This window comes from Microbulbifer mixtoriginis (SeqCode), assembly GCF_052467705.1.
The window spans coordinates 2,356,619-2,371,051 of record NZ_CP174322.1 but is presented as its reverse complement, the minus strand read 5'-3'; the positions used below and the strand labels follow the sequence as shown (position 1 = coordinate 2,371,051).

The 14,433-nt window shown below is 52.1% G+C and carries 11 protein-coding genes; 3 read left to right on the top strand and 8 right to left on the bottom strand.

What is annotated here, in order from left to right; translation table 11 throughout:
- Positions 1 to 173 precede the first annotated feature (173 nt).
- The 8 genes from ACJJIB_RS10550 to ACJJIB_RS10515 form a co-directional block, all read right to left on the bottom strand.
- Positions 174 to 710 carry a hypothetical protein gene (locus ACJJIB_RS10550; protein WP_444888852.1) on the bottom strand — a complete coding sequence of 179 codons (537 nt, stop codon included), beginning with the start codon at positions 708 to 710 and terminating at the stop codon, positions 174 to 176.
- Between the two features lie 90 nt (positions 711 to 800).
- The gene (locus ACJJIB_RS10545; RefSeq protein WP_444888851.1) at positions 801 to 1,223 is read right to left on the bottom strand and encodes a hypothetical protein; all 423 of its coding nucleotides are present in this window, start codon (positions 1,221 to 1,223) and stop codon (positions 801 to 803) included.
- Positions 1,224 to 1,525: 302 nt separating this feature from the next.
- The gene (locus tag ACJJIB_RS10540) at positions 1,526 to 1,960 is read right to left on the bottom strand and encodes a hypothetical protein (RefSeq protein WP_444888850.1); all 435 of its coding nucleotides are present in this window, start codon (positions 1,958 to 1,960) and stop codon (positions 1,526 to 1,528) included.
- 339 nt (positions 1,961 to 2,299) lie between these two features.
- Positions 2,300 to 2,821, bottom strand: a complete 522-nt coding sequence (locus ACJJIB_RS10535) for a DUF3592 domain-containing protein (RefSeq protein ID WP_444888927.1) — start codon at positions 2,819 to 2,821, stop codon at positions 2,300 to 2,302.
- A gap of 146 nt (positions 2,822 to 2,967) precedes the next feature.
- The gene (locus tag ACJJIB_RS10530; RefSeq protein WP_444888849.1) at positions 2,968 to 3,474 is read right to left on the bottom strand and encodes a hypothetical protein; all 507 of its coding nucleotides are present in this window, start codon (positions 3,472 to 3,474) and stop codon (positions 2,968 to 2,970) included.
- 511 nt (positions 3,475 to 3,985) lie between these two features.
- On the bottom strand, positions 3,986 to 4,450 hold the full coding sequence (locus tag ACJJIB_RS10525) for a DUF2489 domain-containing protein (protein ID WP_444888848.1): 465 nt from the start codon (positions 4,448 to 4,450) through the stop codon (positions 3,986 to 3,988).
- Positions 4,450 to 5,379: an AEC family transporter gene (locus tag ACJJIB_RS10520; protein ID WP_444888847.1), complete on the bottom strand. Its 930-nt coding sequence runs from the start codon at positions 5,377 to 5,379 to the stop codon at positions 4,450 to 4,452. Before ACJJIB_RS10520 ends, ACJJIB_RS10525 begins: the two co-directional genes overlap by 1 nt.
- A 6-nt stretch (positions 5,380 to 5,385) precedes the next feature.
- The gene (locus ACJJIB_RS10515) at positions 5,386 to 6,801 is read right to left on the bottom strand and encodes a DNA recombination protein RmuC (protein ID WP_444888846.1); all 1,416 of its coding nucleotides are present in this window, start codon (positions 6,799 to 6,801) and stop codon (positions 5,386 to 5,388) included.
- A gap of 237 nt (positions 6,802 to 7,038) precedes the next feature.
- Between ACJJIB_RS10515 and murI the strand changes: the two genes are divergently transcribed.
- The 3 genes from murI (at position 7,039) to ACJJIB_RS10500 (ending at position 14,129) form a co-directional block, all read left to right on the top strand.
- Positions 7,039 to 7,872 (top strand): glutamate racemase, encoded by an 834-nt coding sequence (gene murI, locus ACJJIB_RS10510; protein ID WP_444888845.1) that lies wholly within the window; start codon positions 7,039 to 7,041, stop codon positions 7,870 to 7,872.
- A 102-nt stretch (positions 7,873 to 7,974) separates the two neighbouring features.
- Positions 7,975 to 10,674 carry a PD-(D/E)XK nuclease family protein gene (locus ACJJIB_RS10505; protein ID WP_444888844.1) on the top strand — a complete coding sequence of 900 codons (2,700 nt, stop codon included), beginning with the start codon at positions 7,975 to 7,977 and terminating at the stop codon, positions 10,672 to 10,674.
- Positions 10,671 to 14,129 (top strand): UvrD-helicase domain-containing protein, encoded by a 3,459-nt coding sequence (locus ACJJIB_RS10500; protein ID WP_444888843.1) that lies wholly within the window; start codon positions 10,671 to 10,673, stop codon positions 14,127 to 14,129. Before ACJJIB_RS10505 ends, ACJJIB_RS10500 begins: the two co-directional genes overlap by 4 nt.
- Positions 14,130 to 14,433: the final 304 nt, after the last annotated feature.

Sequence of the window (14,433 nt, the reverse complement as noted above, 5' to 3'; positions counted from 1 at the left end):
CCCTTATGAAACGTGAAACATCACCATTTATAGACCTCTGTATCATAAATGATAACCACCCAGCCTAATAAAGATGTAATGACAGTCGCTTAAGCTGTCTATATTATACTCCTGCGGCCTCTTAGCCAGATATAGGTTACACCACTTCGCCTACTAGTAGAATTTATATGGGCTCAGCTTACAAGAGGCGACTTAGCCTGGTTTTTCACTCTCCATACCACCCTTTCTAATCGAATTAGGTAAGCGCGCCTGTAGACAGCATAAACGCCCCAAACTTCACCTATTGAAATGACACAGAAGATAATATAAAAGCCTGATAACGCTTGATACCTTACCATAAAGCTAACGGCAGCAAGCATACATAGAGCTGCCACACCAGCCACTTTCATTTTTCCGGTAATTACCGCGTAATCCCTATAAACAGAAGAGTGATATAGCCCGCAAACCACCGAAACAACAAAACATAAAACCAGCCCCTCAATACTGAAATTAGGATTAGACAAAAAAACAAAGGGTAAAAGGCATCCTGTAGCTGATGTAATTTTATGTCCTTGGGAGCCGGCCTCCTCCCAGAAAATACTGTAAAGATGATCGGGATCTCGTTCTGACTCGGTTGATACCTTTACCCACAATGGAATCAAAAAAATGATTCCAACCAGACCTAAGACAAGAAGTCCAAATAAAATCACCCCAAATAAAATATCATTCATAATCTAATTTGTACTTAAAACCTCAGGCGCCCATAGCTGGGAACTAACAACATAGAGTGCGGCTATCGGGTGACGATATTTATTAACTTATCAGCAGGATTCAACATGAAGCCTCCACTCAGGTGAATAGCGCGAGTAACTATAGTCTTCTGAGTATTCACTGATATAACTGTACCCGGGACCTCGCCCAGATAGTTTGACCAGAAACTGCTGAAAGTTAGCAAGGATATCACCACTTCCGTATACTCTTAAAATATTCCGGCTATTCCAATCATCCATTGAGAAGTAGTCGTTAGCCTTGTTCTGAAGAGCCGTAAAAAGCTCCTCTTTTGTTTCATCACAAATAATCTCGATTGATATTTCTGACTCAGACATCATGAGCATTGGCTTATTTGAACCAATAGCTATTCCAACAATATCAGCGAGCCGTAAGTAATCCCCTGAATTCGCATATAGGACAAGATCATCAATCAACCCATTTGACTGAAACATTTGTCTTGCTTCTATCTTCACTACTTTTCACCCAAATAAATTATAAACGTTAACCAGAACTTGACTGCCCGGCCCCAGTAGGTCTGCGCACCAGATAATATCAACAACAAATATTGATATTCCGATTTTGGATAACTTACCCAGAACTTCTAACTCAGTGAAGATTAATCAAGATAGCCGCTTATATAAGGGAAACTGAACCCAATATAGTTTACCAGCGCCTTCCATCACAAAAATGGCAGCCAGGTAAAATGTATTTTTCATTTCCACTTTGGTCTTTATTATTCGAACTTAATGATAAATCATTTCACTTGCGAATTACATCATGCGCCTTCGAAAATTCGAAGGACCTTCTCACCCAGCCAAACCATAAAACCAAAGATTAGGCAGCTAATACCACCACCAAGCACTGCGGAAACCAATGCACTAATACCGTGTACTTGCTCACCATTTGCGATGATTGTTCCAAAACCAAAAAATCCTAGAATGCCAAGAAGCAACCATAACAGCCCAATACTGCAACAGCATGCTAAAAAGCAACGTTTGAAAGTAAATGTGTTTTGACCTTCATCCATCGCTCTTTGCAAAGGCGTTACCCCAGACAATTTCACTATCCGATCATTCAGCTCTTGAACCTTCACCTTTTTCCTGGATAGTTCAGATTGAATCTCAATATATTTTTCCGGATACTTTTCCTGATCCATTCCATCGATGGCTTCTTGTAATTCTTGAATGGTGTAATTTTCAACTTCTTTCATTGTTAATTCTGCAGCAATCATAATACACTAATAAAGGGCGGCCAGAATGTTTTGAGCAACTTATACTCTATTACTGAAGACACCCGCTGGACAATAAATATTGCACAATAAGCTTCCTAACACACTCTTTACAATACCTCCAGATTCCCATTCAATGGAATGCACACTTCACTGATTTAAAAATTTTAAGAAAACCTCCTACCTCAGATAAAATAGAGCACTCATATCAATTTACGCATAACACCAATCCCAGGCACCGATAAAATTCAACAGCCCTTGAGGTCTAAACGCAGCATCCAAAAAAAGTTTCCGCCAAGGAAGTCATGATGTAATGTCTTTTTAGATATTTTGTGCTTTATACATAGCCAGATCATACTGCAATAACAAATATTCATATAACTCTGAAAAATAATTATTTTTCAATAAAACAATTAAAGCAATACCCAGAATTGGCATTAACGGCACCAAAATGGCACTTAGCCGGCTGAATGGCGCCACTTCCAAGCATGCAAACTCATTTACCTTTGGATTTACCCTAACCTCAACAACATCCCCTGGTCGGTATTTCTTGGTAAGGTAGGTTTCATACTCTAAACTTGGAAACAGATCATAACCCCGCAAGACTGGCATTTCAGATTTGTACATCTTCCCTTTAAATTTATAATTGAATGCAATTATTGCTTCAGTTACATTCTTTCCATTGAGATCCAATTGATTCAATAATCTGGAGTGCGTTATTTCTCCAACTACCACAGGCCAATTACTGAATGTTTTACGTAGCTTCAGATAAATGAATGTCTGGAAAAACCCAAACAAAATCATGAGCACCGGAATAAGTAGCTGTACAAATTTAAAAACCATCAATTTATACCCCTAGAGTCGTTGGCAGCAGCAGCCAGCCCTGGATACTTCATGCGCGCAAATAGGAGTGGACCTACCACAAAACATATATAAGGTTTCCAGCAAAAATATCGGAGCCTCTACTTAACTGCTGGCAATAGTTAACGTTACTCAACACGATCCCTACCGATCAACTCGCGGAGTCTATCAAGAATAATTTTTTTCCGCCTTTCTTTATCCAAATCCTTTTCTGGAGGAATATATTTACCAAGAACCTCCTTTGCCTCTAGTGAGTACTTTGTATCAACTGCAGTGCTAGGGTATTTTTCTCGATAATATTTTGCTCGTGATAGAAAAGTGTGCAAATGATATTTATCATCCTCAGAAATTTTCATATTCAGCATTTTACTAGCACCTATCACGGCGAAATCAATACGCAAATCATAGCTATTTAAAAGGGATTCTACGCCCCCCGCATGATAAACCTCCAAATTATTTAGCGCATCAAAACCAGGGGTTAGCGTTATTTCAAGCATTTCACTATAAGCATTTTCTGCCACTTGCACGCAAACTTTTGACGCAATCTCCAGCTTTTCTTCACAACTCTCTTTTGCGGAAAGTAAGACTGGACTACCCCCAAATAAAACCAATATAAATACACACAACCTGCTCATATCAAAGCTCTATTGGTAAATTTAAAAATTCACTCTCCTTTGCATTCCTGGACCGGAAGATACACAGAAGCTAAAAAGGAAACCCCCTCAGCAAATGAAAGCTATTGACGATAGAGTCACCTGGCATAGAGATAACACCGGCTCTTTACATATTCGCTTTCTTTACTTTAGATAAAACTGCTAATTTTATTAAAAATCAATGAGTTAGCCCACTTCCAAGTGCTGCAAACAGACGAAGCTGGTTTTGGCTTTGGATACCTTGAGCGGATTAGGCTAAAAAGCAGGCTATATGTCAACTTATAAAAACAAGGAAACATATCTAAGCTGGCGTTTACACTTAATAGCAGATGAGTTAATTGGGATATATTTTCACAAATATGAGATTTAATAAAAAATTAATCCGAGAGGAAATTAAGAATAGCTTGAAGGGAAAGGCTTCGCCTAATCTCAACGAGCAGATTTCTGCTCGCTGAGTACTTTTAAATAATGAATCATTTGTCAGTTTTTGAGTTCAAAAAGTACGACCCAAAATACGCTTAGCTGCATCTAGGGCGAAATCTTTATAGTCCGCTTCCACCTGCGCCATCTCCAACTCATACTGGAATTGTTCTTTGCGCGGGAGTGCTTTCCATTCTTTTAGAATTGGAATATGGCTGGTTTTTTCTGCAATGGTGTAGAAAGCGACAAACTCTTCTCGCACACTATCTTCCACCTGAAGCGCATCCAGAAGTACGCGGATACGAATGGAAGCTTCAGTAAGCCCTACTCCATCATCCAGTAGCGAACGCGCAATAATCTGAATGCTATCGTTCACTCTTTGGCGCTGCTCTTGTGCGGCCTGCTCCAATTCAGCTAGTTGTTCGGCCTGTTTTTTTTGCGCTGCGGAGAGCTTGCGCAGGTAGTAGCCGGCAATAACGGCGAGGGTGAAGATAATTAAAGCCGCAATAACCAGCAACCAGATGGGAAATCCCGTCATTAGATATACACCTTAAGCAAAGCCAGCCCAATGCTGGCAGATACAACAGAAAGCAAAGTGCTGAGACCAACAATATTGGCCGCCAGCTGGCTGTTACCACCCATGGAGTGGGCCATAACAAATGCCGATATCGCACAGGGTGAGCCGGTAATCAGCAACAGGTAGCCGAGATATTGTGGGCTCAGCCCCATACCCCAGCCAATAGCTACTGTGAGCGCCGGCACAGCCACTAGTTTCAGAAATGAAGACATTAAGGCCGTTGGGGAGCTGCGCAACAGCTGGCCAAACTTCATGCTGGCGCCTATACAAATTAGCCCCATAGGCAGACTGGCAGAGGCCAGAATTTGAATCGTATCGAGCACCACTTCTGGCAACTGAATACTCGCTACCCTAAAAAGAATGGCCAGAATTACGGCGATGATGAGCGGATTCTTACCCAGCTCAGCCAGTAACATACCCAGGCCAAACTTTTTGTCCTTATCGTAAAAAACGAACAGGATCACCGCGAATACATTGAATTGGATGGTAAGTGCTGCCACCAGCACAGCGGAGTGAGATACCCCAACGGTGCCAAAGGCTTTTTCCACCCAAGCGAGGCCAACAATAGCTACGTTGCCGCGGAAGGCGCCTTGGATAAACGCGCTTCTATCTTTCACTGCTATTGGTCTGGCCAGTAACCAGGAGAACGGCAATATAGCGAAAGTCCCCAAAACTGCTGCGGTGATCAAGGGGATTTCTTTGGATGGTTGCACGGTGGAACTATAGATACTGTTAAATAGCAGCGCCGGCAGCATTACATTGAAAACCAATGCAGTAGCATCATTAATAAATGGCTGATGCAGCATGCCCTGCCGTGTGAGCAGATAACCACCGACGATCATTAAAAAGATCGGGCCGGTAACCAGCAGAGCAAAAGCCAGATTTTCCATCGTTATTTATTCGTCCAGTGCCAGTTCAGCCTGGGGAAGTGATTTGAGCGCTGACTCTTCGGCTTTATCGCGCAAGTCTGCAGAAATTTGTTTGCGGGTCTTGGCACCCAACTTACGCAGACTATCAATACGTTTCACCGCATTACCGCGGCCTGTCGCCAGTCGCTTGTAAGTCTGTTGATAAGCGTCATCGGCCTGGCGCAGGCGATCACCCAAAGCGTCCAGTGACTCCAGCACCATAGCAAACTGGTCGTGCAGCTTACCGGCCTCGTCGGCGATTTTTTCCGCGTTCTTGTTTTGTTTCTCGTAGCGCCAGATATTCTCGACGGTGCGCAGGGTCGCCATCAGGCTGGTGGGGCTCACCAGGACAATTTGCTTCTCATAAGCGAAACGGAACAGGTCCGGGTCCGCCTGCATCGCCAACATATACGCAGCCTCAATGGGCACGAAAATAAAGACGAAATCCAGGGTGCGCACACCCTCCAGCTGCTCGTAGGCTTTCTTGTTAAGGCCGGTGATATGGGCGCGCAGGGAATTCACATGCTGTTTCAGGGCTTGGGTGCGCTCCTCATCGGTTTCCGCCGAGCTATAGCGCTCGTAATCCACCAAAGAGACCTTGGAATCGATAATCAGGTCTTTGTTTTCCGGCAGGCGCACAATTACATCTGGCTGGCGCCTGCGGCCATCACTGGTGAGGGTTACCTGGGTCTCGTATTCGCGTCCCTTCTGCAGGCCGGATTCTTCCAGCAAGCGTTCGAGCACCACTTCACCCCAGTTACCCTGGATCTTGCGATCTCCCTTCAGGGCCGAAGTCAGGTTCAGGGCCTCATCGCTGATGCGTTGGGTTTGCTCGCGCAGGGCTTTGATCTGCCCCAGCAGGCTGTTGCGCTCAGCATTTTCGCGATCGTAGACATGCTCCACCCGCTTGCGGAAATCCCCCAGCTGGCGCTCCAGCGGATCGAGACTTTTGCGCAAGCTGTCTTCACTGCGGCGCACGAAGCTCTGTTGCTTCTCCTCGAAAATCCGGTTGGCCAGATTCTCGAACTGTTCCCCCATAGCAACGCGCATCTGCTCCATCAGCTTGCGCTGCTCTGCCAGGGCCTGCTCTCCTTTTTCTACCAGCACCTGGCTGCGGGTAAGCTGTTGTAACTTAGCCGCCAGCTCACCACGCAAAGTATCCACCTCTTCACCCAGCTGAGTTTCCCGCTCACGGCTGGTATCCAGGCGTGCCTGTATGACTTGCTGCGCCGCTAAGGTTTCTCTCTGAGCTGCTACCGCCTCCTGCTGTGCTGTTTGCGCTTGCAGGATTCGTCTGCGCCCAGCAGAACGGCCCACCCAGAAAGCGAGCCCCAGCAAAATCAACAAGGCGACAGCCGCCAATAGCACGTGATCGGCTTTTAATTGCAGCGGGAACGCTGGCATATAGAGGTACTCCCAGACCCGGAATAGAAGTGTGAAGCAGGCTTCTGCTCAGACCAAGCGCCCGCAATCGACATACCCACTACTAGCCGTGGGCGAGGCGGCCATTCTAACAGCTTGGCCAGGGAAAGTACTCTTAACCCCAATGCGGCCCATTGAGATCCGTGGCGCAGCAGTAACTTACAAAGGGTTTTAGGGTATTCTTGGAGGATTGGTTTCGATGTTGGTACTCCAGAACGCATGCACAAACACAGCGCCCACCCAGATAGCTCAGCTCCCAGCGCCCTGATCTTTGATTCCGGCGTGGGCGCCATCAGCATTGCGCGGGAGATCCGCCGCCTGATGCCGGGCCTGACCTTGCACCTGGGTGTGGACAACGGCTTTTACCCCTACGGCAATAAAAGCGAAGAGGAGCTGCGCCCCCGCATCGTCCAGCAGGCCCAGGCCATGATGGAACACTGCGGGGCCGATATTTTAGTGGTGGGCTGCAATACTGCCAGCACCCTGGCCTTGCCCCAACTGCGCGAATCCCTGAAGAAACCCGTAGTGGGCGTTGTGCCCGCGGTGAAACCCGCCGCTGCCGCCAGCCGTTCCCGCACTATTGCCCTGATTGCCACCGAAGGCACCGTAAACCGCCGCTACACCCGCGAACTGATCGAGCAATTTGCCAACGGCAACCGGGTAATTAATGTGCCCGCACCGGAGTTGGTGCATCTGGCGGAAAGCAAACTGCGCGGCGAAGCCATCACCGCAGAAGATTTGGAGCCGGTATTACACCGCGTATTCCACACCGCCGGCGGCGATCAGGTGGATATTGCCGTATTGGCCTGCACTCACTTTCCCCTGCTGCGGGAAGAACTGGACCAGTTTGCCCCCCGCTCAATCCAATGGCTGGATTCCGGTGAAGCCATCGCCCGGCGAGTGCGCTGGTGGCTGGAAGAACTTGAGCTGATGCTGCCGGACGCCCCAAATACTGGCCGCCTGATCACCAGCACGGTTGACCTAACCGGCAATATAGAACGGGCCTTCAGCGAGTTCGCCCCAGTTGCCGAACCCCTCGCACCCAACCCCTAACAACAAGCCATTACATGATGAGAACCACGCAACAGAGTTGACAGCTCCGTCACAAACCGCGACCGTTCCCCGAATAACAAGCCCTAACCGGTACCCGAATTCATGCTGAAGCCGGCATTTCCCGCTCTCGAAATATTTGCGCAGCTGCCTCCCGGAGGACTGCTGCTCACCCCCAACAACCGTTTGCGCAACCGCTGCCAACAGGTGTTTGCCGGGCAGCAGTCGCCCGGTGCCTGCTGGATGCCGCCGCCGGTGGAATCCCTGCGCAGCTGGCTGGACAAACTCTGGTTCCAACTGCAACAGCGCAACTGGCAGCCCGCCTTGCAGCAGGTATTGAATCGCGAGCAACGGCAATTACTCTGGCAGCGCGCCCTGGATGAATCCCTGGACCGGCAACTGCTCAACAGCCAGCAGTTGTGCCGGGATGCCGATAGCGCCCTGGCGCAGCTACTCCAATGGCAGCTGATTTCCGATCTCTCGCAAATAGATGAAGCGCTAACTCCCTTACTAGAGCAGTTCGCACTCTCTATGCGCAGCGACGAACTGCCGCTATGCGCCATGATCAAGGCCTTTGCCACTGAACTTCAGGCCCACAGCGCCATCACACCCGACCAGCGCGATCAATTGATCCTGCGCGCATTCCAGGAAGGCATTCTGGAACCCATCGCGCAAATTGATACCGCCGGCTTTGCCCAGATTTCGCCCCTCGCCAATGCCCTGATTCACGCAGGTGCAACAGCCGTTATTGAAAGACCGGGACTCACCCAGCAGAGTGAATTATCCGTAGCCGCCTGCGCCGATTTGGATGAAGAACTCTATCAGGCAGCCCTTTGGGCCGGGCAAAAGCTCGCCGAAAACCCCGGCCACAGCGTTGGCATAGTGGTGAATAATCTGGGCCAGTGCCGCGCCCAGGTGGAAGCGGTATTTTCCCGTGTGCTCGAACCCCAATATCTGGACCCGCAGCAACCGCGCTACACACTGCCGTTTAACTTCTCCGCCGGTACGCCCCTGGCGCAGACACCGGTCGGCAGCGCCGCCTTACAATTGCTATCGCTACTGCAAGACGAATGGGATTACCCCCAATTGCAAAATATCCTGTTCAGCCCCTTCTGGGGTGACGACAGTGAAACCTGGCTGCGCAGTGCCCTATTCCGCCGTTTACAAAAACTGGAGCTGCGCCGTATCGACGGCGCAACCCTGCGCTACTGGGCCGAGCGCACCGCAGAAGTCCTCCACTTGGAATCGCCGCAACTGCCCCGCCAACTGGAACAAATGGCCGAACGCGCCCGGCGATGGCAGCGAGCCCCCGCTGAAATTTGGGCCGCGCGCTTTTCCGAAACCCTTAGCGCATTAAATTGGCCCGGCAGCCGCAACCCGGACAGCCAGGAATACCAGCAGCTGATGCAATGGGAATCCATCCTGGAAGAGTTCGCCGCACTCAGCGCCTGCGGTGGCAACCTTACCCTCACCCAGGCCCAGCAATTGCTGCGTCAGATTGCCAGCCGCACCCCCTTCCAAGCGGAAACCCGCGATGGCCCCCTGCAAATTCTCGGGGTACTGGAAGCCGGCGGCCTCGCTTTCGATCACCTGCGCCTGGTTGGCTTTGGCCAACAGCAGTGGCCGCCGGCACCCGCACCCAATCCGCTGCTGCCGATTCAATGGCAAAAGCACTGGAAGATGCCCCGCGCCAGCGCCGAGCGGGAATTGGAACTGGCCCGCGAACTCACCGCCGACCTGCTCAATGCCAGCGGCGATATTGTCGTGAGTTATACCTGTGAAGAAGACGGCGTTCAGCAAGGCCTGAGCAGCTTGTTTGAAAGCCCGCAACAAGCCCAGCACTTTGCCGAAGGCGCCCTGCACAATCACTACAGCCAACTGGCGCAAGCCTGCCAGCTGGAAAAAATCGAAGACAAAAAGCTACCGCCTCTCACCCCCGCCGAATGCGAACGGGTGCGCGGTGGTGCCTCGGTGCTCAAGGCTCAGGCCCTGTCCCCGTTAAATGCGCAATTGCGCTTCCGCCTCGGCGCCAGCAGTTTTACCCAGCCGGATATCGGCCTCGGCCCCGCCGAGCGCGGCAATGTGGTGCACCAGGTGCTGGCGGAATTCTGGCAACAGTGCGGCACCCTCGCACAACTGCAAGCCATGGACGACGAGCAACGCCAAGCGCAAATCGAACGCGCGGTGGAGCGCTCCCTCGGCAGTGTGCGCAAAAAATACAATCACCTGCCGATCGGATTTTGGGCCATGGAAAAGCAGCGCCTGGAGCGCCTGCTGCAACAATGGCTGTCCGTCGAACTGGACAGGCCCAATTTCTCCGTAGAAAAAGTCGAATGGGAACAAGCCGTGGAAATCGGCGGGCTGCACTTTAACCTGCGCCTGGACAGGCTGGACCAACTCGCCAGCGGCGAGCAACTGGTAATCGATTACAAAACTGGTATTCCCAGTATTCGCGACTGGCTTACCCAGCGCATCCGCGAACCCCAGCTGCCGCTCTACGCCCTATTCCAACCGGAGGCCCACGCCATCGCCTTCGGCCAGGTGCGCAACGGCGACTGCAAATGGAATGGCTGTGGAGACCTGGAGCACCCCATTACCGGCATTAAAGCCGTGGGCGATACGGAAAAGGAATCCCCCTACGGTACCTGGAGCAATCTGGTGGAGCACTGGCGCTACAGCCTGGAATCCCTCGCCACCGAATATCGCAGTGGTGTAGCCACCCTCGCCTTTGATCGCCCCACCGATAACAACAGTGAACTCTGGCCCCTAAACCGCTGGCCGGAAAGGGAGCAAATAACCGAATGAACGAAGTCGTGACCACTCCCGCCCTGCGCCGCCCCATCGATGCTGACGCCCGCAGCCAAGCCCTGGATATCAGTCGCAGCTTTGCCGTGTCTGCCCCAGCGGGCTCCGGTAAAACCGGCCTGCTCACCCAGCGCGTATTAAAGTTGCTCGCCGCCTGCCAGCAACCGGAAGAAGTGCTGGCCATTACCTTCACCCGCAAAGCCGCCGGTGAAATGCGCGAGCGCCTGATCGACGCCCTACACAGCGCCCGCGACCAAGCCCGGCCAGATAACCCCCACGATGCCATCACCTGGGATTTAGCCCGCGCCCTGCTGGAGCGGAATCGCGAACTGGAATGGGAGCTACTGCAAACACCCCAGCGCCTGCGTATTCAAACCATCGACGGCCTCTGCCGCAGCCTTGCCAGCCAACTGCCAATCGAGAGCGGCCTGGGCGCGCCGGGTGAACCCCTGGAGCGCACCCAAATTGCCTTTGAACTAGCGGTGGTAAACCTGCTCAAACACCTCGATGGCGAAACCCCAGACGCAGACCTACAGCAACTGCTGCTCCACCTGGACAACGACCTGGGCCAGCTCAATAAGCTGCTGCGTATTTTGTTGGACAAGCGCGAGCAATGGCTCGGCCCACTTTTGAGCGTTAACTTCGATGGCGCCCAGGATTATTTCCATTTTGTTATCGACGAACTGGTAGCAGAAAAGCTGCAAGACCTCACCACAGCCCTCGGCAGTTATGCCGGGGAACTGCTGGAGCTGGCCAGTTATGCAGGCAGCAATCTACAAAAGGAAAACCCCAGCCATGGCCTGTGCCTCTTCGCCGAACTGGACGATTTCCCCAGCACAGACAGCAGCGGCCTGCCCGCCTGGCTCGCCCTCGGCAGCCTGCTCCTCACCACCACTGGTGATCTGCGCAAAGGCGGCGGCATCAATAAAAAACTCGGTTTTGGCCTGCCGGATAAAAAAGATCCCGAACGCCCCATCGCCGAAGAATACAAACAGCGCATGAAAGACCTGCTGGCAGAACTGGCCGGCAACGAACCGCTACTCTCCGCACTGCGGGAAGTGGGCAAGCTTCCCAGCGGACTGCAACAGAGCCAGTGGCAACTGCTGCAAGGGCTCGCCCAGGTACTGCCCAAATTGGTCGCAGAATTAAAGCTGGTCTTCCAGCAGCTGGGCGCCACCGACTATACCGAAGTGGCCCAAGCCGCATTGATCGCCCTGGGCGATAGCGATAACCCCACAGACCTGGCCCTGAAACTGGACCTGCAAACCCAGCATATTCTGGTGGACGAGTTCCAGGACACCTCCCACACCCAGCTACAACTGCTGGAAAAACTCACTACCGGCTGGCAGCAGGGAGACGGCCGCACCCTATTTATTGTCGGCGACGGCATGCAGTCCTGTTACGGCTTCCGCAATGCCAACGTGGGTATTTTCCTGGATGCGCGCGAACGCGGTATCGGTGAAGTGCCCCTGGAAGCCCTCGACCTCCAGGTAAATTTTCGCTCCGAAAGTGCGGTAGTGAACTGGGTCAACGAGACTTTCCAAAGGGCTTTTCCGCAAGCGGACAATATCGGTCGCGGCGCTGTGCGCTATCTGCAATCCGAAGCGTTTAAAGGCAGCAAATGGGCCGAGCCCTCAGTGAATTTCTACGGCTGCATCGATGATGAAGACCGCAACCGCGAAGCCACTCAAGCGGTTGAACTGGTGCAGCAATTACAAGCGCAAGATCCGGAGAGCCGCATCGCTATTCTGGTGCGCAAGAAAAAACATCTACAAAAGATTTTGCCAGCCCTAAGCGCCGCCAATATCGCCTTCCAGGCTCCAGAGCTGGCGCCACTCGCCAGTAAAATGGTGGTGCTGGATTTACTCAGCCTCACCCGCGCCCTTCTCGACCCCAGCGACCGGATCAGTTGGCTGGCCGTACTTCGCGCCCCCTGGTGCGGACTGCAACTGCCAGACCTTTACACCCTGGCCAACTGGGGCAATGGGGATATCACCGTAACCGACACCAGCGCGCGCCCATTATTAATGGCCTTGCAGGAAGTGGAAGATATCGCCCTGCTCAGCGATGAAGGGCGCACACGCCTGGCCCAAGTGGCTCCCAAACTGCTGCACGCCTGGCAACAGCGCGGCCGCAAACCCCTGCGCACCTGGATTGAAGGCCTCTGGCTGGAACTGGGCGGCCCCGCCACCGTTGCGCAAAAATCTGATCTGAATAATGTGCAGGATTTTCTGCAATTATTAGAAGCCTTCGATACCGGCGGCGCCATTACCGACTGGCAACAGTTCACCCTGGCCCTGGAACAGCTCTACGCCCGCCCCGCCCAGGATGCCAAAGTGCAGGTAATGACCATTCACAAATCCAAAGGGCTGGAGTTCGAGCACGTACTGATCCCAGGCCTGGACCAAGGCGGCAAACCCGGCAGCGACCAACTACTGCGCTGGAGCGAATGGCTCAGCCGCGAAGGTGAAAGCCGCTTCCTGCTCGCCCCCAAAAATGCGCGCGACGGCCGCGACCCGGTTTTTGAATACCTGAAGCACGACAACAGCGAACGCGAACGTCTGGAAGGCACCCGACTGCTGTATGTAGGTTGCACCCGCGCCATCCGCTCGCTGCATCTTTTAGCCTGCATCAACCGGGATGAAAAGAAGGGCCACCTAAAAGCCCCCGGCAGCGCCGCCCTACTCGCCGGCATTTGGCCCAGTGTTTTGCACCATCAGGAAAGCGACTGGTGTCACTGGTTGGAAGCAGAAGAACCCCTGCTAAACCAGGACGAAGCCAGCGGAGATCACGACTACCTGTTACGCCTGCCCAACCAATGGCAACCCCAGGCCATGCCCCGGCAGGAATGGCTGGCCCAATACCGCATGCCAGACTACCAACCCAAAACAGAGGAAGAAGACAATATTCCCGAACTGGGCCAGGTAGCCCTGCGCTGGTTGAAACACGCCGGCACCGTAGCCCACGAAACCCTCGCCACCATTGCCGAAACCAATATCAACAACTGGACACCCAGCAAGCTGGAAGCCCAACGCCCCCTATGGCAACTGCGCCTGAAACAATTGGGGCTATCCGCCACCAGCCTGGACCGCGCCGCCGAGAAAGTGGAAATCGCCGTACGCAACAGCCTCAGCTGCCCCATCGGCCGTTGGTTATTGGATGGATCATTAAGGGAATCGGCCTGCGAGCTTGAACTCCACAGCGGCGGCCGACAGTTACGGCGCTCCATTGTGGACCGTACCTTTATCGATAACGAAGGTACCCGCTGGATTGTCGACTACAAAACCGCAGAGCCCAGTGGTGAGGAAAGCCAGGAAGAGTTTATTGCGGCTCAGCTGGAGCAGTATCGGAATCAGCTGGAGAATTATCGCAAGCTCTTTTATGCGCGGGGGGAGCGGAATATTCGGTGTGCGCTGTATTTTCCGTTGATGCAGAGGTTGGTAGAGTTAGATTAGAGCGGCCATGGCTTAGTCGTGATGTACTAATGCTTACGGGCAATTCGCTAAGCTGGTAGACGAAGTGAAGTATGATACTAAAAGGTGCAGTCGGGTCGGAGTTCAAGAAAGACTCGTGGGCCCATGCCTAAATGGAAGATTCGATTTCTAGGGCTGCAGAGGTTGTGGCAGCCACTACCAGCAATCTGCGAGTAAAGGTGGGGCGAATTAGTTAAGTTAACTGGAAATCTCTTCTCTATTCAGCAAGGGAGGGGGCTATATCAGGAGAGAGCCCATATCTCTTACTACAACTAATGATGAATCC